The sequence below is a fragment of the Chelativorans multitrophicus genome, assembly GCF_011317445.1.
GTDB classification, from domain to species: Bacteria; Pseudomonadota; Alphaproteobacteria; order Rhizobiales; family Rhizobiaceae; genus Chelativorans; species Chelativorans multitrophicus.
Map to the genome: position 1 here is coordinate 1,266,029 of NZ_JAAAPL010000001.1, position 22,846 is coordinate 1,288,874.

General features: G+C 62.2%; 20 protein-coding genes. All 20 read left to right on the plus strand.

What is annotated here, in order from left to right:
* The first annotated feature begins 12 nt into the window (after positions 1 to 12).
* The 20 genes from flgK to GNP00_RS06265 all read left to right on the plus strand — a co-directional run bounded on the left by flgK (position 13) and on the right by GNP00_RS06265 (position 22,637).
* Positions 13 to 1,476: a flagellar hook-associated protein FlgK gene (gene flgK / locus GNP00_RS06170; protein ID WP_011579625.1), complete on the plus strand. Its 1,464-nt coding sequence runs from the start codon at positions 13 to 15 to the stop codon at positions 1,474 to 1,476.
* Between the two features lies 1 nt (position 1,477).
* The gene (locus GNP00_RS06175) at positions 1,478 to 2,527 is read left to right on the plus strand and encodes a flagellar hook-associated family protein (protein ID WP_011579624.1); all 1,050 of its coding nucleotides are present in this window, start codon (positions 1,478 to 1,480) and stop codon (positions 2,525 to 2,527) included.
* 21 nt (positions 2,528 to 2,548) lie between these two features.
* Complete coding sequence (flaF, locus tag GNP00_RS06180) at positions 2,549 to 2,896, plus strand: flagellar biosynthesis regulator FlaF (RefSeq protein ID WP_011579623.1); 348 nt, start codon at positions 2,549 to 2,551, stop codon at positions 2,894 to 2,896.
* Positions 2,893 to 3,330, plus strand: a complete 438-nt coding sequence (flbT, locus tag GNP00_RS06185; protein WP_011579622.1) for a flagellar biosynthesis repressor FlbT — start codon at positions 2,893 to 2,895, stop codon at positions 3,328 to 3,330. The genes flaF and flbT overlap by 4 nt, the downstream gene beginning before the upstream one ends.
* A gap of 2 nt (positions 3,331 to 3,332) precedes the next feature.
* The gene (gene flgD, locus GNP00_RS06190) at positions 3,333 to 3,722 is read left to right on the plus strand and encodes a flagellar hook assembly protein FlgD (protein ID WP_166015777.1); all 390 of its coding nucleotides are present in this window, start codon (positions 3,333 to 3,335) and stop codon (positions 3,720 to 3,722) included.
* A gap of 1 nt (position 3,723) precedes the next feature.
* Complete coding sequence (fliQ, locus tag GNP00_RS06195) at positions 3,724 to 3,990, plus strand: flagellar biosynthesis protein FliQ (RefSeq protein WP_011579620.1); 267 nt, start codon at positions 3,724 to 3,726, stop codon at positions 3,988 to 3,990.
* 82 nt (positions 3,991 to 4,072) lie between these two features.
* Positions 4,073 to 6,160 (plus strand): flagellar biosynthesis protein FlhA, encoded by a 2,088-nt coding sequence (gene flhA / locus GNP00_RS06200; protein ID WP_011579619.1) that lies wholly within the window; start codon positions 4,073 to 4,075, stop codon positions 6,158 to 6,160.
* A 127-nt stretch (positions 6,161 to 6,287) separates the two neighbouring features.
* Entirely contained in the window at positions 6,288 to 7,034 is a 747-nt protein-coding gene (gene fliR, locus GNP00_RS06205) for a flagellar biosynthetic protein FliR (protein WP_011579618.1), read from the plus strand.
* Positions 7,035 to 7,036: 2 nt separating this feature from the next.
* Complete coding sequence (locus GNP00_RS06210; RefSeq protein ID WP_011579617.1) at positions 7,037 to 7,417, plus strand: hypothetical protein; 381 nt, start codon at positions 7,037 to 7,039, stop codon at positions 7,415 to 7,417.
* Positions 7,418 to 7,492: 75 nt separating this feature from the next.
* Positions 7,493 to 8,029, plus strand: coding sequence for a rod-binding protein (locus tag GNP00_RS23685; RefSeq protein WP_011579616.1), 537 nt, complete (start codon positions 7,493 to 7,495; stop codon positions 8,027 to 8,029).
* A gap of 18 nt (positions 8,030 to 8,047) precedes the next feature.
* A complete protein-coding gene (locus GNP00_RS06220; RefSeq protein WP_011579615.1) occupies positions 8,048 to 8,446 on the plus strand; it encodes a hypothetical protein in 399 nt (132 codons plus the stop codon).
* 5 nt (positions 8,447 to 8,451) lie between these two features.
* Positions 8,452 to 8,937: a hypothetical protein gene (locus tag GNP00_RS06225; protein ID WP_011579614.1), complete on the plus strand. Its 486-nt coding sequence runs from the start codon at positions 8,452 to 8,454 to the stop codon at positions 8,935 to 8,937.
* 194 nt (positions 8,938 to 9,131) lie between these two features.
* Entirely contained in the window at positions 9,132 to 10,112 is a 981-nt protein-coding gene (locus GNP00_RS06230; RefSeq protein ID WP_425482924.1) for an ABC transporter substrate-binding protein, read from the plus strand.
* Between the two features lie 64 nt (positions 10,113 to 10,176).
* On the plus strand, positions 10,177 to 11,679 hold the full coding sequence (locus GNP00_RS06235; protein ID WP_011579612.1) for a sugar ABC transporter ATP-binding protein: 1,503 nt from the start codon (positions 10,177 to 10,179) through the stop codon (positions 11,677 to 11,679).
* A complete protein-coding gene (locus GNP00_RS06240) occupies positions 11,679 to 12,665 on the plus strand; it encodes an ABC transporter permease (protein ID WP_011579611.1) in 987 nt (328 codons plus the stop codon). The genes GNP00_RS06235 and GNP00_RS06240 overlap by 1 nt, the downstream gene beginning before the upstream one ends.
* Positions 12,662 to 13,654 (plus strand): ABC transporter permease, encoded by a 993-nt coding sequence (locus GNP00_RS06245; protein ID WP_011579610.1) that lies wholly within the window; start codon positions 12,662 to 12,664, stop codon positions 13,652 to 13,654. Before GNP00_RS06240 ends, GNP00_RS06245 begins: the two co-directional genes overlap by 4 nt.
* On the plus strand, positions 13,651 to 14,685 hold the full coding sequence (locus GNP00_RS06250; protein WP_011579609.1) for a LacI family DNA-binding transcriptional regulator: 1,035 nt from the start codon (positions 13,651 to 13,653) through the stop codon (positions 14,683 to 14,685). Before GNP00_RS06245 ends, GNP00_RS06250 begins: the two co-directional genes overlap by 4 nt.
* 11 nt (positions 14,686 to 14,696) lie before the next feature.
* Positions 14,697 to 15,941, plus strand: coding sequence for a Gfo/Idh/MocA family protein (locus GNP00_RS06255; RefSeq protein ID WP_011579608.1), 1,245 nt, complete (start codon positions 14,697 to 14,699; stop codon positions 15,939 to 15,941).
* Positions 15,942 to 16,133: 192 nt separating this feature from the next.
* Positions 16,134 to 16,892, plus strand: a complete 759-nt coding sequence (kduD, locus tag GNP00_RS06260) for a 2-dehydro-3-deoxy-D-gluconate 5-dehydrogenase KduD (RefSeq protein WP_011579607.1) — start codon at positions 16,134 to 16,136, stop codon at positions 16,890 to 16,892.
* Between the two features lie 276 nt (positions 16,893 to 17,168).
* Positions 17,169 to 22,637, plus strand: coding sequence for an alpha-2-macroglobulin family protein (locus GNP00_RS06265; RefSeq protein WP_041544408.1), 5,469 nt, complete (start codon positions 17,169 to 17,171; stop codon positions 22,635 to 22,637).
* Positions 22,638 to 22,846: the final 209 nt, after the last annotated feature.

Here is a 22,846-nt window from a genome sequence, read left to right on the forward strand (position 1 = left end):
GAAAGAGGAGAGATGTCGCTTACAAGTGCTCTGAATATCGCCCAGTCGGCGCTGTTCAATACGTCACGTCAGACGAGCATCGTTTCGCGCAACATCTCCGAGGCCTCAAACCCAGACTATGCCCGGCGCGCAGCGAGCCTGGTCAGCACCAATTCAGGCGCACAGATCGGTGACATCCGCCGCGCGACCGATGAGGTGCTCTTTCGGCAGAATCTCGCAGCCCAATCCAGCTGGAACGGGCAATCCTTTCTTTCTCGGGGCCTCGACAGGCTTCAAATCAACGTAAACGGGGTCGACAACGCCTCATCGCCCGCCACAGCATTAAGCAAGCTGCGGGAGGCGCTGCAGACTTACGCTGCCACGCCATCCAACCGCACTTTGGCGGAAAATGCCGTTGAGGCCGCACGGCAGATGGTGCTCTCACTGAACAGCGGTACAGCCGCTATCCAGTCTTTCCGCACCGACATCGACCAGGAAATCTCGGCCTCTGTCGATGATCTGAACAGGCTTTTGGCGGAATTCGAAACCGTCAATACGCAAATCGTGTCCGGTACGCGCACCGGCCGGGACGTATCCGATATGCTCGACCGGCGCGATGCCCTGCTCAAGCAGATTTCTGCCTATCTGCCAGTCTCCACCATAACGCGCGCCAACAACGATATGGTGCTTACGACCACCGGAGGCGTTACCCTTTTCGAGACCGTCCCGCGGCCGGTCAGCTTCACGGCAAACAATGCCTATGCCGCCGGGACGCTGGGCAACGCGGTTTATGTGGATGGCGTGCCGCTTTCGCCGGGAGCAGGCGGCGGCAACACCACCGCGTCAGGAAGCCTTGCAGCCAATCTGCAGTTGCGCGACGAGATCGCCGTACAGATGCAGCGGCAGCTCGATGAGATCGCACGCGGGCTCGTCTCAGTCTTTGCGGAGTCGGATCCGAGCGGGACGCTTAGCGATGCCGCAGGGCTGTTTACCTGGCCGGGCGGTCCGGCCTTGCCTGCCGACGGCATTCTGGTGGACGGACTCGCCGGTAGAATCAGCGTCAATCCGGCGATGGATTCGAGAGCGGGCGGCGATCCGGAGCTTCTGCGCGATGGTGGAGCGAATGGCACCGCCTATCTTCACAACACGACCGGCGCCGCTTCATACTCCGGCCTTCTCAACAGCTTCGTGGAAAGACTGGAGACGCCGCAGCTTTTCGACCCCGCGACCGGACTCGGCAGTTCGCAAAGCCTCTTTTCCTTCTCGGTGGAGACCATCGGCTGGCTTGAGGGACTTCGGCAGCAGTCTGCAAGCGGCATGGCCGCAAAGGAAGCTCTGGCAAGCCACACTGCCACCGCGCTTGCGAACACAACGGGCGTGAATATCGACGAGGAGATGGCACTGCTTCTTGAGCTGGAGCATTCATATCAGGCATCGGCCCGCCTCATGTCCGTGATTGACGAGATGCTTGCCAATCTGATGGAGGTGGCGCGCTAGGATGAAAGTGTCTTTCGTCTCCACCAGCGCGATCTCGCAGACGCTCCGCTACCAGATGATGCGGATGCAGGCCGACCTGGTGAAAAACCAGAAAGAGCTCGACAGCGGACGATTGGCGGACCCCGGCGCTACGCTCGGCGCCCGCGCCGGTTTCAGCTTCTCCATGGACCGCGAGATCTCGCGATTGGAGAACGTGATCGACGCCAACAGCCTTGCCGCCAACAGGCTTACCGCCACTCAGAATAACCTTACGCAGCTGACCGACATCAGCCAGGAACTGCTCGCCACACTGTCGGCAGCCCTGTCCGGCGTGAACGATACCTCGATCGTGAAAAGCGGAGCGACGCGCGCCCTGGAGTCCATGACCAGCGTGCTCAACAGCAATTTCAATGGCGAGTATTTGTTTGCCGGCATCAACACCGATGTGAAACCCATCAATGATTTCACCGATCCTGCTTCGCCCAACAAAGCGCAGTTCGACGCTCAGTTCCTGGCATTCTTCGGCTTTGCCCAGAACGATCCGGCCGCAAGCGGCATAACCGCGTCTCAAATCGAGGATTTTCTGGACACGGTCATCGAGCCCGCCTTCATGGGGACCGGCTGGAGCGACGCCTGGTCTGGTGCATCCGATGAGAAGATTACCAGCCGTATCGCCGCCAATGAAACGGCCGAGACATCCACCACCGCCAACGGCGCCGGGATGCGCAAGCTCGCCATGGCCTCCGCCGTGCTATCTGAGTTTCTGGAGATACCGTTGGGCGATGAGGCGCGCCAAACGCTTTATCAGCGCACCACCAGCCTTGTCGGCGAGGCCATTCCGGCCATCGCATCCGTTCAAGCGGAGGTCGGTCTGGCCGAGACGCGCCTTCAGGATGCGACCGACCGAATCTCGTCACAGATCGACCTTTTCAAGACATTCATCCGTGATCTGGAGGGTGTCGATCCTTACGAGGCGTCGACCCGCGTGAACGAGATCCTGACGCAGATCGAGCTCTCCTACGCGCTCACCTCGCGCATCCAGCAACTCAGCCTCCTCCGGTATCTGCCGTAGCCAAGCGAGACGAAAGAAACGATGTACCAATTTTCATACAGCGAAGTTCTGTCCGACTCGGTGGCCGATGCAAAGGATCGCGAGCGGCAGTTGCTGACGAGGTCGATCGATCTCCTGACGCAGGCGCGCGAGGCAGGGCCACGTTCCCGCGAGGCGATCGAAGCCATCCTCTTCATGAACAGGGTATGGACGTCGCTGGTCGAAGATCTCGGTGATCCGGGAAACGCGCTGCCGAAGGAGCTGCGCGCAAACCTAATCTCCATCGGTCTTTGGCTCCTACGTGAGGGCGAAGAGGTGCGGCAGGGCCGCTCCGACAATTTCGACGGGCTCATCGAAATTTCGCAAATCATACGCGACGGCTTGCGATGAAAAACACGTTCAGGATTTCGCTCAAGGCAGGCGAAAAGATCTATGTGAACGGGGCGGTGATCAAGGTCGACCGCAAGGTCTCGCTGGAGTTCCTTAACGACGTCCAGTTCTTGCTCCAGCAGCACGTGCTCCAGCCGGAGGATGCCAACACTCCGCTGCGCCAGCTTTACTTCATCGTGCAGGTGATGCTGATGGGCCCCGAAGGCGCGGATAAGACGAGGCCGCTCCTCAAGGACATGCTGGACAACCTGCTTGCCACCTTCCGTAACGAGCGGATTCTTGCTGGCCTCAAGCATGTCGACTCGCTTGTCTGTGAAGGCCAGATTTATGAGGCGCTGAAGGCGATCCGGGCGCTCTATCCGATTGAGGAAGAGATTCTCTCGGCAGGGCGCCAGCAGGAACAAGCCATATTCGCCAAGGCCGTGGGAGAATAAAGATGAATGTCTCGACCGTGACGTCAACTCCGCAAAACCAGCAGACGGCGTTGGCCCCGCAGACGGTGGACTATCAGTCTTTCCTTCGGCTGCTCGTCGCACAAATGAAGAATCAGGACCCGACCAGCCCGATGGAATCCACGGATTACGTGGCCCAGCTTGCGACCTTCTCCCAGGTGGAACAGTCGGTGCAGATGAATTCGAAGCTGGAGCAGATCCTTGCTGCCTCGGCGCTTTCCCAAGCAGGCGGCGTGATCGGCCGTGAGATAACCTCGGCGGACGGGAGCGTGACGGGGATAGTCAAGGAGGTAAAGCTTTATAGCGACGGGGTCATCGCAAAGCTTGAGAGCGGACAAGAAGTGGTCGTCGGCCCCGGTGTCGTGATAAGCTGAAATGAACGAGGCGGACGCTCTCGATATTGTCCAATATGCGATTTGGACAGTGCTTCTGGCGTCCGGCCCGGCCGTGATCGTCGCCATGGTCGTCGGTGTCGGAATAGCGCTGGTCCAGGCTCTTACGCAGGTTCAGGAAATCACCCTCACTTTCGTGCCGAAGATTGTCGCCATCATGCTCGCAATCGCCCTGTCGGGCCCGTTCGTCGGCACGCAGATCTCCTCCTTCACGAATGTGATCTTTCAGCGGATCGAGAACGGATTTTAAACTTTCGGCCTGCCGATTCAGGCATTGTTTCCGCCCTCGCACAAGCTTCAGCCGCTAAGTTCATGCTTCGATGGAGGCATGAATGGCTGCAACCGAGAGCATACTTATCCCGCAACCGGCGAAGCATGGCCGCGATATCGGCTTCGCCCTCGGCGTGGTTATCATCCTCTCAGTCCTTTTCCTGCCGATCCCGGCCTTCCTGATCGATATCGGGCTCGCATTCTCCATCGCTTTTTCCGTTCTCATCCTGATGGTGGCGCTCTGGATACAGCGGCCCCTCGACTTCTCGTCCTTTCCAACCATCCTCCTCATTTCCACCATGCTGCGCCTGTCGCTCAACATTGCCACGACGCGCATGATCCTTTCGGAAGGGAATGAGGGAACGAACGCAGCCGGGTATGTGATCGGCGGCTTTGCCCAACTCGTGATGGGCGGCGATTTCGTTATCGGACTAATCATCTTCCTCATCCTGATCGTGGTGAACTTCGTCGTCATCACAAAAGGCTCCACCCGTATCGCCGAAGTCGGCGCGCGCTTTACGCTCGATGCCATTCCCGGCAAACAGATGTCGATCGACGCCGATCTTTCAGCAGGCCTTATCGACGAGAAGGAAGCGCAGAACCGCCGGCGGGAACTGGAGGAGGAAAGCGCATTTTTCGGCGCGATGGACGGCGCGTCGAAGTTCGTGCGCGGGGATGCGATCGCCGGCCTCATCATCACCGCCATCAATATCGTCGGCGGCATCGCCATTGGCTATGCCAGGCACGGGATGGAGCTCGGCGACGCGGCAGACGTCTTCACCAAGCTCTCGGTGGGCGACGGGCTTGTCTCGCAGATCCCGGCCCTCATCGTCTCCCTCGCGGCGGGTCTTCTGGTCTCCAAGGGCGGCACGCGAGGCTCCGCCGAACAGGCGGTCTTCGGCCAGCTCGGCGCCTATCCGCGTGCGCTCTTCGTTGCGGCCATGCTTCTGGCGCTGCTGGCCCTGATGCCGGGCCTGCCTGCCCTGCCCTTCCTTGCGCTCGGCGGTGTCATGGCCGGCCTTGCTTATCTGTTACCGCAGCAAGAAAGGGAGCGAGCGGCAGAGGCCGAAGAAGCAAAGCGGCAACAGCAGGCCGCGGCCACGGAAGAAGAGCAGAACTCCGTCAAATCCTCGCTCAAGACGGCCGAGATCGAGCTTCTCATCGGCAAGCAGCTCTCCACGCGCCTGATTGCCTCGCATCAGGAGCTTGCATACCGCATGAACAAGATGCGGAAGAAATTCGCGACGCAGTACGGCTTCGTCGTTCCCGAGGTGCGCCTTGCGGACGAATTCTCCATTCCGCCCAAAAGCTACCAGATCAAGATTCACGGCACGGTCGTGTCGGAACACCAGTTACGCGTGGGCGAACTGATGGTGCTTCTCGGCAACAAGCCCGCGCCATCCCTCCCCGGCGAGGAGGTGAAGGAACCTGCATTCGGCATGCGCGCTTATTCCGTCCCCGAGATGTTTGCCGAGGACCTGAAGAATGAACGGCTTGCCTATGCGGACAATATGGCGGTCCTGCTCACGCATCTCTCGGAGGTCATTCGCAACAATCTACCGCAACTGCTTTCCTATAAGGACATGAAGGCGCTGATCGAGCGGCTGGACCCCGAATACCGGAAGCTTTGCGATGAGATCTGCTCGTCTCACATCACTTATCCGGGCTTGCAGGCAGTGCTGAAATTGCTGCTTGCCGAACGCATTTCGATCCGCAACCTGCACCTGATCATCGAAGCCATCGCAGAGATCGCGCCGCATATCCGCCGCACGGAGCAGATCGTCGAGCATGTGCGCATCCGCATGGCGCAGCAGATCTGCGGTGATCTCAGCGACGGCGGAGTGCTCAAAGTGCTGCGGCTCGGCAGCCGCTGGGATCTCGCCTTCCACCAGGCGCTGAAGCGCGACCCGAAAGGCGAGGTGCGCGAATTCGATATCGACCCGCGCCAACTTGAGGAATTCGGCCAGGAGGCGGCAAAAGCCGTCAAGACTCATCTCGACGCCGGTGAACGCTTCGTGCTGGTGACCGCGCCCGAAGCCAGGCCCTATGTGCGCATGATCATCGAACGACTATTCCCGACCCTGCCGGTGCTCAGCCATGTGGAGATCGCAAAGGGCGTGGAGATCCAGGTGCTGGGGAGCGTGTCCTAAATCAAAGATGCTTTGCTCTTTCGCACCTCTCTCTGGCCTGCCGGCCATCATCCGCCGCAAGAGCGGGGATTGCGGAAGCTCCTGCTCCCCTTCCGTCGCCGCGACCTGCTGGACGGAGCGATAACGCATGCCCGAGACCGCGATTCTCGCAGCCTTCCTCGCCTTTTGCCGTGTGGGGGCATGCTTCATGCTGATGCCGGGCCTGGGGAGCGCGCGCGTTCCCATGCAGGTAAGATTGTTCGTGGCCGTCGGTGCATCACTCGCGCTTCTCGCGCATCTATGGGACGTGATTGCGCCTCATGCGTCGGATCGCCCGGACATCCTCCTCCTGCTCATCGGATCGGAAATTCTGATCGGATCGTTGATTGGGCTCGTGGCACGGCTTTACGTTCTGGCCCTGCAATTCATCGGCTCGGCAATCGCGTTGATGACGGGCTTCGGGATGGCAGCGGGCGGAGTGGCGATCGAGGAAAACGAACCGCAGCCTGCCGTCGCCGCGCTCATCTCCTTCTCCGCGCTCATGTTGCTGTTCGTGCTCAACTTTCACCACGCCATCATAGAAGCGTTGGTTGCCTCCTACCGGCTGGCGCCGATCGAAGCGCTGTTCGACCCGCGAGCCGCGCTCACGGACATTGCCGATACGCTTTCGGAAGCATTCTTTGTGATGATCCGGCTGGGCAGCCCGTTTGTGGCCTATGCGATCCTGATAAATCTCGCTTTCGGCTTCATCAACAAGCTGACACCGCAGATTCCCATCTATTTCATATCGCTGCCCTTCGTCATTGCGGGCGGGCTACTGCTTCTTTATTTCGGCATCGGCACTTTTCTTTCCTTGTTTGCCGATGGGTTCTTTCCCACAACGCTCGGCAGGTGAGGATGGCAACGCCCCAAAAGCTGGCAAGGCTTCTGCTTCTGCAACAGCGCCTGAAAAAGCTTCATGAAGCCAAGCAGGCGGCATTCCTGAGGGAAGCGTCCGCGGCTGAAAGGGAAGCGGCGGAAATCGCCGAACAGCTTCAGAACCCTGCCGGCCTCTCAGCCCTTTTTCCGGACCTTTATCACAACCGGATCGGGCGCGCGCTCGCCCGCTGCGACAGCAACCGTGAAAAAGCTGCGCAGGAATCAACAAAGATCCTGGAGGCCGATGCACGGGCAAAGATGGTGGAGAACGCCCATCGCGAAGCCCTGCGCAAAAGTGAGCGGGCCGACGAGGAAAAAGCGATTCTGGAGCTTCTACAGGCCGTCAAAGCCGGCAACTGATGGCCATGCGCACGGGAGCAAGTCTGCGGCAAGCTTCCCCTGTCATATAGGTGGTGTTGGAGGACTGAAAGAACCGTGGCGATATCCCCCCCTGGCGATATTCTTCTTGAGGTGGCCCGCGCCGCCGTGCCTGAACAGGCTGAGGCAGCCCGTGCGCGGCTCCAATCCTTGGCAAAGCCGGATACGCCTTTCGAAGACCCAGCCGTTGAACGCACTGCGGCAGTGCGTGCAGAACCCGCTGGCACAGGAGTGCCGGAGTCCTTCATGCGCTTCGAGGCGCTGGTGCTTGAAAGCTTCATGCAGAGCATGCTGCCCGCGGAAAACGATGCGGTTTTCGGCGGGGGCCTCTCGGGGGAAATGTGGCGCGGCCTCCTGGCGCAACAATTGGGTGAGACCCTGGCCAAGCGCGGAGGCATCGGGATCGCCGAGCGTATCCTGGGCGACCATTACCTCGTCGACGGGCGGAAAGTGCCGCTGGCCGGTGTTTCATCTGGCCCGGAGGCCGAGCACGCGGCCGAACAGGCAACACTCTCCACTGCTCTCGTTCAGGACATCGAGCGCGGGGCTTTCAAAGCTCTGGTTGGCGATAGGTCGGCCGAAGAAGCGAAATAACAACAACGCGGAACTGTTATGTACGATCTGATCCCCCAAACTGCTCTGGCCTCCGGCAATTCACCCGACCAACGCAGCGCCGGCCTGTTGAGCCTCATCACAAGGATCGAGGAGAGCATTGAAGCCGAAACGGTCGCACTCCGCGCCAATCCGCGTTTCGATATCAAGGCATCGAATGCCCGCAAGAGCCGTTACCTGCATGAGCTCAGCATGGTGGTCAGAACCATCCGCGAGGGAGATCTTGGTGCCGATCACCGCGAGGCCCTGGTGCGGCTGCGTACCAAGCTTACGCAAAATGAAGCGGCGCTGCGGGCTCATCTCAGTGCGGTGGGCGAGGTTGCGACCCTGCTTCAGGACGCCATCCGCCAAGCACAGGCCGACGGGACTTACTCCGTGCGGGAATTCGGCGGGAAATAGCTGCCATGTTCAAGTTTCTCCTAGCAGCCGTATGGATCAGCGCCGCCACATTGGCTGCCGTGTTCTACTCCTTTCAAGCCTCCCAGGCTCGTAGCAATGCCGCGCCACCGCCGCCATTCTTCGGGGGCCTCGATTATGTGCGCACGAATGTCATGTCCGTGCCGGTTGTCAAGGAAGGGGGAGTCGGCGGCTATTTTCTCGTGCGCCTGGTCTACACGGTGGAACCCGAACGGCTGAAGGCACTTTCGATTCCCACAGACGTCCTGCTCATCGACCAACTGCACTCCTATCTCTATGGAAACCCGCAGATCGATTTTTCCGCAAAGGAGAGCGTTGATCTCGACGCACTGCGAAACGGCATCCGTGACAGCATCAATGCGCGTGTAGGCGAGCAACTCATACATGAGGTGCTGGTTGAGCAGGTCGATTATCTTTCCAAGGCCGACATCCGCGACAACGCGATTCGCCGGCGTATCGGCCCAGATTCCTGATCGGAAGGATGACAATGCGTCATCCTGCACACCTGCCTGCCCGCATCTCCGATTAATTCACATCGAAGCCGACGCTCTGGATCAGAGCCGCGACATCTGATAGACATTCTCAAATTGAAATCGATTTCATCGGTTCAGTGGAGGAGAGAATGATCAGAACGTCCGGAACTCTCGTGGCTGCGGCCGCAGCTTTGATGCTTACTGCCGTTGGTTCCAACGCGCAGGATTTCACCATCGGCCTGTCTAACGGCTGGGTGGGAAGCGAATGGCGCACGCAGATGATCGAGGAAGCCCAGGAAGCCGCTCAAAAGTGGGCCGACAAGGGCGTGAATGTCGAAGTGGTGGTGCAGAGCGCCAATGTTGACGTGCCCGGCCAGATCGCCCATGTGCGCAACTTCATCAATCAGGGCGTCGACGCCATCATCATCAATCCAAACAGCCCGACCGCCTTCGACCCGGTCTTCGCGCAGGCCAAGGAAGCGGGAATCCTCGTGATCTCGACCGATGCCGAGGTTTCTTCGCCGGATGCTATCTATGTGGGCATCGACCAGACCGCCTGGGGCGCGGCCGGCGCCAAGTGGCTGGCTGAGACACTGGGCGGCAAGGGCGAGGTGGTCGCGATCAACGGCGTGGCCGGCCATCCGGCCAACGAGATGCGCGTCGCGGGCTACCGCAGCGTGTTCAAGGATTACCCGGACATCAAGGTGGTGAACGAGGTCAACGCCAACTGGGACCAGGCGCAGGGTCAGCAGGCCATGCAGAACATCCTCGCCACCTATCCCAACATCAACGGCGTGTGGGTGCAGGACGGCATGGCTGCAGGCGCATGGCGCTCTATCATGGATGCCGGCAAGACCGACCAGATCGCCGCCACGGGGGAGATCCGCAAGGACTTCCTCGACCTTTGGGTGGAGAACAACCTGAACTCCGGCGCCTCGGTGAACCCTCCCGGCGTGATGGCCAGCGCGCTCAATGTGGCCGTGCTCATGCTGCAGGGCAAAGAGCTCAAGACGCCGGCGACCGCCGGCCAATACGGCAACGCCATGTATCTGCCGATCCCCTTCATCGACAAGGACAACGTGAAGGAAATCCACGCGCAGCTGGAAGGCAAGCCGGGCCACTATTCTTACACGAGCTCGCTTTCCATCGAAGAGGCCGAAGCTCTCTTTCAGTAAGCTCCTCCGCAGCGGGAGCGTGCCTGCCTTTGGGCGGGCGCGCTCTTGCGCCCAAGGTGTTGCCATGTCCAATCTGACCATCCGGGGAGCGCGAAAGGCTTACGGCGCGACGGTAGCCCTCAGGCGCGGCGACTTGGACCTCAGGGAAGGCGAGGTTCATGTGCTCATCGGCTCGAACGGATCGGGCAAGAGCACGCTGTGCAAGATCGTCTCGGGCAGCGTGCGGCCCGATGCGGGAGAGGTGCTGATCGACGGCAAAACCGTTTCGATCGACGGGCCGCGCGCCGCGCGCGCTCTGGGATTGGCGACCTTCTATCAGGAACTGAGCCTTGCTGCCCACCGCACTGTGGCGGAAAATATCAGCCTGCCGGAATTGCCGGGGAAGGGCGGCTTCTTCGTTGACCGCGAGAGGCTGAACGGGATCGCCGAGCGATATATCCGGCGCTTCGCCGATGTGGCCGGCGAGGGCTTTTCGGCGGATGCTCGGGTGGAGCACCTGCGCGAAGACCAGCGGCAGTTGGTCGAGATCATGAAGACGCTGGCGACCGAGGCTCCGATACTCATCTTCGACGAGCCGACCTCCTCCCTCGACCGCTCGCAGGTCGAAAGGTTTTTCGAGGTGCTGCGCGAGCTGAAGGCGCAAGGCCGCGCAATCATCTTCATCTCCCACCGCATGGACGAGATTTTCGCGATTGGCGACCGCGTAACCGTGATCCGCGACGGCGAGACCGTGGGCACGTCGCTGATCTCAGAGACGAAACCCGCAAGCATCATCCACCAGATGGTGGGGGAATCGGAACTGGCCGTTACCAACGGCGCGCCGCCCGCCGCCGCGGAGGTGAAGACCGAAGCCGTGCTCTCCGTCGCCGGCCTGAGCGCCAAGGGTTTCGTCAATGTGAGTTTCGAGGTGCGGCGCGGCGAGATCTTGGGCTTCGGCGGCCTGCACGGTCAAGGACAATCAGCCGTGCTGCGCTCGATCTTCGGCGTCAATCCCACTGACCAGGGCACGATCCATATCAAAGGCGAAAAGCGGACGATCCGCTCCCCGCGCGAAGCGATCCGCTGCGGGCTTGCTTATATTTCCGGCGACCGCGGGCGTGACGGGGTGGTGCATGGGCGGCCGATCCTGGAAAATGTGACGCCTATCCACTTCCTGCGCAACAAGCTCTCGCTGGTGCGCCCGGGCAGCCTGCGCGAACGCGCGGCGAAGCCGCTTTCGGCACTGAAAACGCGCTTTGCAGGCTATGACCAGCCGGTCAATGCGCTTTCCGGCGGCAATCAGCAGAAGATCGTGATCGCGCGCTGGCTGATCGACCGGCCGGATGTGCTTTTGCTGGACGATCCCACCAAGGGCATCGACCTGCAGGCAAAGACAGACCTCTTCGCCCTCATCCGCTCGCTGGCCGCCGAGGGCATGGGAATTGTGCTCTATTCATCTGAAGACGCGGAGCTGCTCGCCAATGCTGACCGCATCCTCGTCTTCAACAGCGGCTCGGTGAGCCGGGAGCTTACCGGCGCAGACCGCACCCGCTACAACCTCTATCACGCCGCATACGAGGCCGCCTGATGAGTGCGATCGAGACAGGAACTTCGCAGCGCCCGGGCTTAGCCGCGCTGGTGGAACGTTTCCCCTTCCTGCCGGCGCTCGTCATCCTCTTGGCGCTCCTGGCGCTCAACGGATGGTTCCAGCCGAACAGCCTCGGCTTCCGCGCCATCACGGGGCTGATCAGCACTTATCTGGCGCTGATGATGCTTTCGGTCGCCCAGACCTATGTAGTCTATGCGGGCGACGTGGACCTCTCGGTGGGAGCGATCCTCTCGCTTGTCAATTGCGTCATCATCGTGCTCATGGAGCGCTGGGGCGGCGGCGGAATTGCCGTGCTCATGGCCTGCGCCCTGGGCATTCTGACCGGGCTTGCCTGCGGTCTCCTTAACGGCTTCGTAGTTGCGGTGCTGCGGCTGCAGGCCATCGTAGCCACCTTTGCGACCAGCATCTTCTTCACTGGAATAGCTCTCTATGTGCTTCCGGTGGCAGGCACGCCAGCGCCCACGATCTACTGGCGCACCTATGGCGGCCGTTTCTTCGAAATCCCGTTCGTCTTCTATGTGGTGGCTGCGCTCGCAATCGTACTCGTGATGGCCACACGCGCCCGGTTAACCACGCAGATGCTTGCCGTGGGCGACGATGCCTTCAAGGCGTTTCAGGGCGGTCTGCCGGTAACGGCGATCCGGTTGAAGGGCTATATGCTCTGCGGCGTTTTCTCGGCTCTTGCCGCCCTTTGCATCACCGGCGATACGGCGAGCGGCGATCCGCTGGTGGGAGGCGCGATGACGCTCTATTCGGTGGCCGCCGTGGTACTGGGCGGTACGGCGCTTTCCGGCGGGCGTGGCTCGGTCGTGGGCTCCGTTCTGGGCGCGCTCATCATTGGTCTCATCAGCTCGCTCGTCTTCTATGTCGGCACGCCCTCGCAGTGGCAGAACCTCGTGCAGGGCCTCGCGATTCTCCTCGCGCTGATGCTCGGCGTCATGGTCACCCGGAGGGTCCAGCGATGAGCGTGGAGGCCGCAGGCAAGGCGGAAGCCTCGCGCTTCTCCCTTACGAACCTGATCAGGCAGCCGCTCCTGGTGGCGCTGGTCCTAATCGTGCTCCTGCTTGCGCTGGGCGAGATGCTGTCGCCGGGATTTGCCTCGCCGCAGCAGATCCTGCGGCTGCTGATCGTGGCAGCTCTTCTCGGCATCGTCGCAGCCGGCCAGAACCTCGTTATTCTCGGCGGGCGCGAGGGCATCGATCTTTCGGTCGGCGGAATCGTCTCGTTGAGCGCGATCATTGCCGGCAATGTGATGAACGGCGCGGACAGCGGCATCCTTCCCGCCATCCTCGCCTGCGTGGCGGCGGGCGCGCTCTTCGGCACCTTCAACGGTATCGGCGTCACGCTGCTGCGCATTCCGCCGCTGGTGATGACGCTGGGCATGCTTGGCGTCCTGCAGGGCCTGCTGGTCGTCATTCGCCAGGGCGTTCCCTCGGGAAGGGCTGCGCCCGCGCTGTCGGAATTCGTCACCCGACCATTCCTCCTCGGCCTGCCGGGCATCATCTGGCTGTGGGTCCTGATCGGCCTTCTGATGGCCTTCCTGCTCAGGCGCACCGTTTTCGGATATCGTGTCTACGCCATCGGCTCCAACGAGCAGGCAGCGTTCCTTGCGGGCGTGCCCGTGCGGCTCATCCGCATCTCGCTTTTCACGCTTTCCGGCGCCTTTGCCGGCCTTGCCGGCTTATGCCTCATCGGCTATGCGGGCAGCTCCTTCGCCAATGTGGGCGAACTTTACATGCTGCCATCGATCATCGCTGTCGTACTGGGCGGTACGCCCCTGTCCGGCGGCAAAGGCGGCTATACGGGCACGATGGCGGGCGCCGTCCTGCTCGTTATCCTGCAGAGCATCCTCACCACCATAAATATCGACGAATCCGGCCGGCAGATGATCTTCGGCGCGACGCTGCTCGTGCTGATGCTCTTCTATGGCCGCGGGCGGGCCATGCGCGCATGAGCCGAGCCCGCATCAAGGATATCGCAGCGGAACTCGGCCTTTCGCCAGCCACGGTCTCCCGCGCCCTGAGCCATTCGCCGCTGGTGGCGGAGCCCACACGCAGCCGCGTGCGGGAGGCGGCGCTGCGCCTCAACTACCGGCCCAATGTGAGCGCACGCAACTTGCGCACCCAGCGCTCCATGGCCGTGCTGATGGTGGTGCGCGACATCGGCAACCCCTTCTATCTCGACATCGTCAAGGGAGTGGAGGCCGCTGCCCGCGAGGCCGGATATGTCGTGCTGATGGGCAATACGGAAAACAACCCCGAACGCGAGATCGAATATTTCGACATGCTGCGCGATGGTCACGCCGACGGCATGATTCTGATCACGGGCAAGCTGCCGGGAGGAGAAAGCCTCTTTCAGCAATTGAAGGATCTGCCGGTGGTCGTCGCGCTGGAGCCCATAGAGAAAAGCGGGTTTCCACATGTGATGATCGATAATACGGGTGCCGCGAGCGAAGCGGTGAAGCATCTCATCTCACTCGGCCACAGGCGCATCGCGCATATTGCCGGCCCGGTTCCCGAGCCCATGGCAACGCGTCGCCGAGAGGGCTACCGGCAAGCGATAAAGGCAGCGGGGCTGGAGCTGAGGCCGGAATATGAGGGTATCGGCGATTACCTGCTTTCCTCGGGCGAACGGATCTGCCGGCAGTTCTTTTCGCTCCCCGAGCCGCCCAGCGCCATTTTCGCGGCAAATGACGAGATGGCCTTCGGCGCCATCAATGAATTGAGGCGTATGGCCCTTTGCGTGCCGAATGACGTTTCCGTCGTCGGCTTCGACGACATTTTCCTGAGCCAGGCCTTTTATCCGCCGCTCACGACGGTGAGCCAGCCGCGCGCGGCGATCGGCCGCGAGGCCATGCGCCTGCTGCTCGAAGTGATGCATGGCGAAGGTCACACCGGAGAGACAATCATGATGCCGACGACATTTCAGACACGGGCTTCCACAGCGCCGGCACGCAGCCGCAGGCCTCACCGAAGATCAGCATGAAGGAGGAGAAAATGAACGGCCTTCCGAAGGAAAAGCTCAGGATCGGACTTGTCGGCTCCGGCTTCATCGCACAGTTTCACCTGCGCTCGATGCTAGGCGTGCGCAATGTGGAGGTGACTGGCGTTTTCAGCCGCAGCGCCGAGAAGCGCAACCGTATCGTCTCCCTGGTTGAGGAACTTGAACTCGGAAGGTGCAGGGCTCACGACAGCCTTGAGGGTCTTTTTCAGGCGGGGGATGTAGACGCGATCTGGATCCTTTCGCCCAATTACACCCGCCTCGAAGTCATGCGCCGGTTGCATCAAGAGGTGAAAGCGGGCCGCAGCCATGTCTTCGCCGTTGCCTGCGAGAAACCCCTCGCCCGCACGGTGGCCGAGGCGCGGGAGATGCTGCGGCTGGCCGAAGATGCCGGGCTCAATCACGGCTATCTGGAAAACCAGGTTTTCTGCACGCCCGTGCTGCGCGGCAAGGAGATCATCTGGCGCCGCGCCGCTTCCACCACCGGCCGGCCCTATCTCGCGCGTGCGGCGGAGGAGCATTCGGGCCCGCATGAGGCCTGGTTCTGGCAAGGAGAGCAGCAGGGGGGCGGTGTGTTGTCCGACATGATGTGCCACAGCGTGGAAGTCGCGCGCCATCTCCTGACCGCGCCCGGCGCGCCGCGCAATTCGCTCAAGGTGAAGGCGGTCAACGGCACAGTCGCCACGCTCAAATGGAGCCGGCCGCATTATGCCGATGTGCTGCGCCAGCGCTATGGGGCCGAAGTCGATTATCGCAACCGCCCCTCGGAGGATTTCGCGCGCGGCGTGGTCGAGCTGGAGGACGAGAACGGCAACGAACTGATGATCGAGGCCACCACCTCCTGGGCCTATGTGGGCGCGGGCCTGCGCATCCAGCTCGAGCTGCTGGGGCCTGAATATGCCATGGAGTTCAACTCGCTCGGCACGGGCCTCAAGGTTTTCATGTCCCGCGCCGTCACCGGTTCGGAAGGCGAGGACTTGGTGGAAAAGCAGAACGCCGAGCAGGGCCTGATGCCGGTGTTGGAAGACGAGGCCGGCGTCTACGGCTACACGGACGAGAACCGGCACATGGTCGAATGCTTCCGCAAGGGTGAGGCGCCGCTCGAAACCTTCCATGACGGCGTGGCGGTGGTGGAGATCCTGATGGGTCTCTACCGCTCGGCCGAACTCGGCGAGACGGTGCGCTTCCCGGCGCCGGAACTGGAGGACTATGTTCCGCCGGTGGCCCGCCCGCGCGGGTAATCGCTGGGCAAAAGCGCAGACCGCTCCGCTGCGTGCATCACGCCGCGCAATCCCGCCAGGCCTTTCAGGCGGTGATCTCACCGCCCGGTCGATCCATTCGGGTTGCGGCAGGGCAGTTATGCCTCTATCTGGGCGACTGTCGGCGATTAGTCACTACACGGATGCCGGCCGGGTACTACGGGAGACAATGCGATGACCTCCACCTTCAGCCTCGAAAGCCGGAGGATCATGGTTACGGGTGCCAATACGGGCATCGGCCAGGGCATCGCCGTGGCCGCAGCGCGCGCCGGAGCCGAAGTACTGGGCGTCGGCCGTTCGTCCATGGACGAGAGCGAGAAGCTCGTGGAGGCGCAGGGGACCAGCTTCACCGCGATTTCGTGCGACCTAGCAGATCCGGCCGCCTCCAGCGCCATGTTCGATCGGGCTTGGGAGGAACATGGGCCCATCGACGGGCTCGTCAACAATGCCGGCATCATCCGCCGAGTGGATGCCGTCGACCTCACCGAGGCCGACTGGGACGACGTGATGGACATTAATCTCAAGACGCTCTTCACGCTCTGCCAAGCCTTCGGCCGCAAGCTGATTGCCGGCGGGCGGCGTGGCAAAATCGTCAACGTCGCCTCGGTGCTTTCCTTTCAGGGCGGGATACGCGTTGCCTCCTACACGGCTTCCAAACACGGGGTGCTGGGTTTGACGCGGGTGCTGGCCTGCGAGTGGGCGGGAAAAGGCATTAACGTCAACGCCGTGGCGCCCGGCTATATCGAGACGAACAACACCGAGGCCCTGCGCAACGACCCGGACCGCAGCGACTCAATCCTTGCGCGCATCCCGGCCGGGCGCTGGGGCCGCCCCGAGGACATCGGCGACGCGGCCGTTTTCCTGCTCGCGCCCGCCTCGGACTATATGCATGGTGCCGTTATCCCCGTCGATGGCGGCTGGCTCGCACGCTAGGCAAACCAAACGGCCGAGGCGAATTCTTCAGGCGGAAAATGAGGGCGAGGAGACCACCTTTTTTGCGGGCGGTTCCTCCATCGTGCCGTCCCAAAACCGTGCATGAAAGCCGGGGCGCTCCAGGCCGGTCGCCTTGTGAATAGTTTTATAACAAAACGCACGAGTTTTCTGTAAAGCGATTTTGCCATCTCTCGTCCGCCTGCCCGGCGGCGTTGACACGGCTTCGTAAAGCTGGACCAATATACTCCACGACGCATCCGGGGTCGGAGAAATTTCATGCGCGCGACTGCCCTCTTTTGTGTTTTCGTTTTCGCCTTTTCTTCTCTCATGGCCTCCGCAACGGCTCAGGAGACAAGGCGGATCGTTACCTCCGAGAACAGCGACTATTTCGGCTTCGACCTCAGGAGCGAGCAGGACGTTTCCCTCGATCAATGCAAATCCGCCTGTCTGGGCGACCCGCAGTGCCGGGCCTTCACCTATAACACCAAGGCGCGCTGGTGCTTCCTGAAGTCGGATTTCGCGACGCTCAATGCTTTTCCCGGCGCGGTGGCCGGAAAAGTGGTGACGGCCAGCGCCGGGCAGGATATCGGCGCGCCGCCGCCACTGAGATTCGTGCCGAGCCATGTTCTGCAGGAAGCCGAGCAGTACCGCCGCACGCTGCTACAGAGAAGGGCAACGCCCGGCCAAGAAGGCCTCGAGGCACTGACCGCGGCGGCATCAAAGGCCATGGCGAGCGGCGATGCCAAGAGCGCGATGGATAGCTTCGCGGCGGCCGCGGCAGTTGAACCGGAGAAATCAGAGCTTTGGACGGAGCTTGCCCGCGCGGCGGCAGCGGCGCAGCCGGATGAAAACCAGAGCGCTTACGATCTCCAGAGCACGGCCACCTCCGCCGGCGTGATCGCGTATAACCTGTCGCGCACCGCACGCCAGCGCGCCGATGCGCTTGCAGCCCTTGCCTCGGCACTTCAGAGTCGCAGTCTCTTCCGCCCCGCCATCAGCGCCTATGAGGCAAGCCTTGCGCTTGAAACCTCGCCCGAGGTGGAGGCGGCCTACAATCAGCTCAAGAGCACGCATGGTTTCCGCGTGGTCGACCACTCGGTCGATTCCGACAGCGTGACACCCAGAGTGTGCGTGCAGTTCTCGGAAGAGCTGGTCAAAAGCGGCGTGGACTACTCGCAGTACATGACCGTCGACAACAACCGCACCGCCGCGATCGACCGAAGCGATAAGGAACTCTGCGTTACTGGGCTGCAGCATGGGCAGCAATACCGCATCGTGGTCCGCCAAGGGCTGCCCTCGGCCATCGGCGAGGTGATCGAAAAGCCGGTGCCGCTTGCGATCTACATCCGCGACCGTTCCCCGTCGGTGCGCTTTACCGGCGAGAATTTCGTGCTGCCGACGAGCGCGCGGCAAGGGATTCCCATCGTTTCGGTGAACACGTCGAGCGCGAAGCTCTCCCTTTATCGCGTGGGAGACCGCTCGCTCACCCAGCTCCTCACCCAATCGACATTCCTGCGCCAGCTCAACACCTACGAAATCGGCCAGGTGGCGAGCGATCTGGGCGAGGCAGTCTGGGAAGGCAGCATCGAGATCGCGTCGGAGCTCAACAAGGACGTGGTAACCAGCATTGCGGTGGACGAGGTGGTGCTTGAGCGCAAGCCCGGCATCTATATGCTCGCCGCCACGCCCGAAGAAGATACGGATGACGACTGGAGCAGCAAAGCCACCCAGTGGTTCCTGGTTTCCGATATCGGACTTTCAACCTTTACCGGCGAGGACGGGATCACCGTCTTCGCGCGTTCGCTTGCAAGTGCCGAGCCCATCACGGACTTGCGCGTGCGGCTGCTTGCCCGCAACAATGAGGTTCTGGGCGAGGCGACGAGCGACGATCAGGGTGAGGTGCATTTCGCGCCTGGCCTCGCGCGCGGCGACGCCGGACTCGCGGCCGCCGCCATCATCGCGCAGAAGGGTGAGGAGGATTTCGTTTTCCTCGACATGACCCGCGCGGGCTTTGATCTTTCCGACCGCGGCGTTACCGGCCGCCCCTCCCCCGGTCCGCTTGACGTTTTTGCCTGGACGGAGCGCGGCATCTATCGCGCCGGCGAGACGGTGCATGCGGCCGCCCTGCTGCGCAACCCCTCGGCCGAGGCGGTTGACGACCTGCCGCTTACCTTCATCTTCCAGCGCCCCGATGGCGTGGAGGATCGCCGCATCGTGTCGCAAGACGCCGGTCTTGGCGGCCACGCAGTTGATCTGGCTCTCCCGGAAAACGCCATGCGCGGCACATGGATGCTCCGAATCCATACGGACCCGAAGCAGCCCGCGATCGCGGAAGAGATGTTCCTGGTGGAAGATTTCGTGCCCGACCGGACGGAATTCGAGCTTACGGCGGGCCAAGACACGGTGCCGGTCGGTTCTTCCGTGCAGGTGTCGCTCGACGGGCGCTATCTCTACGGCGCTCCGGCCGATGGGCTCAAGCTCCAGGGACAGCTTACCATCGGCACCAAACGCGACTGGGCAACGTTCCCCGGCTATGTGTTCGGCCTGGAGGACGAGGACGATGCGGAGACGGTGCGCGTGCCGCTCACCGGCCTGCCCGATACCGATGCCGAAGGCAAGGCGACGTTCGACGTCTTCATCGACAGCGTGCCGTCCACCACGCGCCTGCTCAATGCCAATGTCAGCGTGCAGATGAGTGAGGCGGGCGGCCGGGCGGTGGAACGGTCGATCGACATCGGAATCGAGCCCGAGGGCGATATGATCGGGCTCAAGCCCGAATTTTCCGGCGGCCAGGTGCCGGAAGGCGGGACGGCGAGCTTCCGCGTCATCGCCGCGGACGCTTCGGGCAGCCGCATTGCGATGAACGGTCTCAAATGGTCGCTCTACAAGATCGAGCGCAATTACCAGTGGTACCGCAGCGACGGCTCCTGGAATTACGAGCCCATCGATTCAACCAGCCTTGTCCAGGAGGGGACGGTTTCCGCCACGACTGACGCAGAGCCGCAGATCAGCGTGCCGGTGGACTGGGGGCGCTACCGCCTGGAGGTGGAGAGCGCGGATGCCGGAGGTCCCATAAGCAGCGGCGAGTTCGACGCAGGCTGGTATGTGGAGGCGGCCTCCACCGAAACACCTGATGGACTCGAAGTCGCCTTGGACCGTGAGGCCTATCAGGTCGGCGATACGGCGAAGCTCAAGATCTCCCCGCGCTTTGCGGGCGAAGCTCTGGTAACGCTCGGAGACGAAAGCCTCAGGAACACCTTCACCGCGCATGTGCCTGAGGAAGGCACGACGATTGATATTCCTGTGACTGAGGATCTCGGCGCCGGCACCTATGTGACCGCAACCCTGATCCGGCCCGGCGACGCGGCGGAAAACCGCTTGCCCATGCGGGCGATCGGCGTGCGGTGGCTGAAGGTAGACCCTGGCCAGCGCAGCCTCAGTATCGATCTCGACCTGCCGGAGAAGGTGCTGCCCAACGAAACGCTGACGATCCCGGTCTCCGTCGCCGGGCTTGCCGCGGGCGAGGAAGCCTACGTGACGGTCGCGGCGGTCGATGTCGGGATCCTCAATCTCACGCGCTATGAAGCACCCGATCCCGCCGGCTGGTATTTCGGGCAGCGGATGCTGGGGCTTGAAATGCGCGATATCTATGGGCGGCTAATCGATGGCTCGCTGGGCGCAACGGGAAGGCTGCGCACCGGCGGTGACGGCGGCAGCATGACTACCTCCGGCAGCCCGCCCACGGAAAAGCTGCTCGCCCTCTTCTCCGGGATCGTGCGGCTGGACGATGAAGGCAAAGCCGAGGTTTCCTTCGACCTGCCGCAGTTCAACGGCACAGCGCGCGTTATGGCCGTTGCCTGGTCAAAGAGCGGCGTGGGCGGTGCTTCGAAGGATGTCATCATCCGCGATCCCGTGGTGCTGACAACAAGCCTGCCGCGCTTCATGGCGCCTGGAGACCAGTCGCGCCTGCTGCTCGAAATCGCCAATACAGACGGGCCGGCCGGCGATTACAGAGTCACGGTCTCCGGCAATGATGCGGTGGAGGTCGATACGCAGTCTCTCCCGCAGAGCGTCACGCTCGCAGCCGGTGGCAGGACGAGCATTTCCATCCCGCTTTCGGCCGAAGAGCCGGGTACAGGCGGCGTCGCGGTTTCGCTCGCCCATGAATCCGGGCTGACGGTGGACAAATCGGTCGAGCTGCCGGTGCGGCCCGGCACGGCGCCCGTTACCACACAGCAGAAGATTCCGCTCGCCGCCAACGGCGGCAGCCTGCGGATCGACGGCGGACTTTTGGGCGACAGTTTCCTGGAAGGCGCGTCGGTGTCCGTGAATATCTCGCGGGCGGAGGCCTTCGACATTCCGGCGCTGCTCATGTCGCTCGACCGCTATCCCTATGGCTGCGCCGAGCAGATCACCAGCCGTGCGCTCCCGCTCCTTTATGTGAGCGAGCTATCCCGAGTGTCCGGCCTGGAGGACGACCCTGCCGTCGAGGGCCGGATCGCGGATGCCATCACGAGTGTTCTTTCCTACCAATCCTCGTCAGGCAGCTTCGGGCTCTGGGGTCCGGGTTCCGGCGATCTCTGGCTCGACGCCTATGTGACGGATTTCCTTACCCGGGCGCGCGAACAGGGCTTTATCGTTCCGCCGCTTGCGATGGAGCAGGCGCTGGAAAACCTTCAAAACACGCTTGCTTATGACACGGATGTGGCCAGCAACGGCAACGAAATCGCTTATGCGCTCTATGTGCTCGCGCGCAACCGCAGGGCATCGGCGGGCGATCTGCGATACTATGTCGACACGCGGCTCACCGAGTTCGCGACGCCGATGGCGCGGGCGCAACTCGCGGCAGCACTTGCGCTCTATGGCGACGGGCAGCGGGCGGAAACCGCCTTCGCCTCGGCACTGCAGCTGGCGCAGTCGTCCGAGAGCAAATTGAGCGCGCGTGCAGACTATGGCTCGGCGCTGCGCGACGGGGCCGCAATGCTGGCGCTTGCCGCCGAAAGCCGGCCGGAACCCGCCTTTATGCCCCAGATGATCAGCCTCGTCTCAGATCTTCGGGATCGCACCAACTTCATGAGCACGCAGGATGAAGCCTGGATGCTGCTTGCCGCCCGCGCGCTCGAAGGCGCTAGCAGCGACATCCGGCTATCAGTGGATGGCACGACTCATTCCGGCGCCTTCGCCCGCCGGCTCTCGGGCGAGGCGATTGCGGCCACGCCTTTGACGATAGCCAACACCGGAGCCGATCCTGTCGACGCGGTGGTGACGACAGTGGCGGCACCCCAGGTGCCCCTGCCCGCCGGCGGCCAGGGCTTCACTACCAAGCGCACCTATTACCGGCTGGACGGCACCGAGGCGAATGTCTCCGAGGCACAGCAGAACGACCGTTTCGTGGTGGTGCTTGAGATCACTGAAGACAATGCGTGGCCGTCGCGCGTGCTCGTGTCGGACCTCCTGCCCGCGGGCTTCGAGATCGACAACCCGCAACTCGTCGACAGCGCGCAGCTGCAGAACTTCGCCTGGCTCGGGCAGACGGACGCGGTGCACACCGAATTTCGCGACGACCGTTTCATCGCGGCCTTCGACCGGAGCGCCGACAGCGAACGCTCGTTCCGGCTGGCTTATGTGGTCCGCGCGGTGACGCCGGGCGTCTATATCCACCCCGCTGCCAGCGTGGAGGACATGTACCGCCCGCAGCTTTCCGCTCGCACCGCGACGGGCTTTATGGAAATCAAGGGGAATTAGGGGCATTTTGATAGTCATGCTTGGAAATCTCCAGGCCCGCCTACCCCCCTCTGCCCTGCCGGAGCAATCTCCCCCCTTGAGGGGGAGATGCCCGGCAGGGCAGAGGGGGGTGCGGAAGGACGCCAACGTCTTTAACCCGGTCCAAAGCGCTCCGTGGCCGCCATGTTGATGAAATCAACTTGGCGGGTATGGGCAAGGCGGGCAGGCAT

Coding starts and splice junctions, on each gene's coding strand:
- flgD (WP_166015777.1), top strand. CDS start 3,333: ATGAATGTCTCGACCGTGACGTCAACTCCGCAAAACCAGCAGACGGCG.
- flaF (WP_011579623.1), top strand. CDS start 2,549: ATGTACCAATTTTCATACAGCGAAGTTCTGTCCGACTCGGTGGCCGAT.
- fliQ (WP_011579620.1), top strand. CDS start 3,724: ATGAACGAGGCGGACGCTCTCGATATTGTCCAATATGCGATTTGGACA.
- GNP00_RS06175 (WP_011579624.1), top strand. CDS start 1,478: ATGAAAGTGTCTTTCGTCTCCACCAGCGCGATCTCGCAGACGCTCCGC.
- GNP00_RS06235 (WP_011579612.1), top strand. CDS start 10,177: ATGTCCAATCTGACCATCCGGGGAGCGCGAAAGGCTTACGGCGCGACG.
- fliR (WP_011579618.1), top strand. CDS start 6,288: ATGCCCGAGACCGCGATTCTCGCAGCCTTCCTCGCCTTTTGCCGTGTG.
- GNP00_RS06240 (WP_011579611.1), top strand. CDS start 11,679: ATGAGTGCGATCGAGACAGGAACTTCGCAGCGCCCGGGCTTAGCCGCG.
- flgK (WP_011579625.1), top strand. CDS start 13: ATGTCGCTTACAAGTGCTCTGAATATCGCCCAGTCGGCGCTGTTCAAT.
- GNP00_RS06250 (WP_011579609.1), top strand. CDS start 13,651: ATGAGCCGAGCCCGCATCAAGGATATCGCAGCGGAACTCGGCCTTTCG.
- flbT (WP_011579622.1), top strand. CDS start 2,893: ATGAAAAACACGTTCAGGATTTCGCTCAAGGCAGGCGAAAAGATCTAT.
- GNP00_RS06255 (WP_011579608.1), top strand. CDS start 14,697: ATGAACGGCCTTCCGAAGGAAAAGCTCAGGATCGGACTTGTCGGCTCC.
- flhA (WP_011579619.1), top strand. CDS start 4,073: ATGGCTGCAACCGAGAGCATACTTATCCCGCAACCGGCGAAGCATGGC.
- kduD (WP_011579607.1), top strand. CDS start 16,134: ATGACCTCCACCTTCAGCCTCGAAAGCCGGAGGATCATGGTTACGGGT.
- GNP00_RS06220 (WP_011579615.1), top strand. CDS start 8,048: ATGTACGATCTGATCCCCCAAACTGCTCTGGCCTCCGGCAATTCACCC.
- GNP00_RS06210 (WP_011579617.1), top strand. CDS start 7,037: ATGGCAACGCCCCAAAAGCTGGCAAGGCTTCTGCTTCTGCAACAGCGC.
- GNP00_RS06230 (WP_425482924.1), top strand. CDS start 9,132: ATGCTTACTGCCGTTGGTTCCAACGCGCAGGATTTCACCATCGGCCTG.
- GNP00_RS06265 (WP_041544408.1), top strand. CDS start 17,169: ATGCGCGCGACTGCCCTCTTTTGTGTTTTCGTTTTCGCCTTTTCTTCT.
- GNP00_RS06225 (WP_011579614.1), top strand. CDS start 8,452: ATGTTCAAGTTTCTCCTAGCAGCCGTATGGATCAGCGCCGCCACATTG.
- GNP00_RS06245 (WP_011579610.1), top strand. CDS start 12,662: ATGAGCGTGGAGGCCGCAGGCAAGGCGGAAGCCTCGCGCTTCTCCCTT.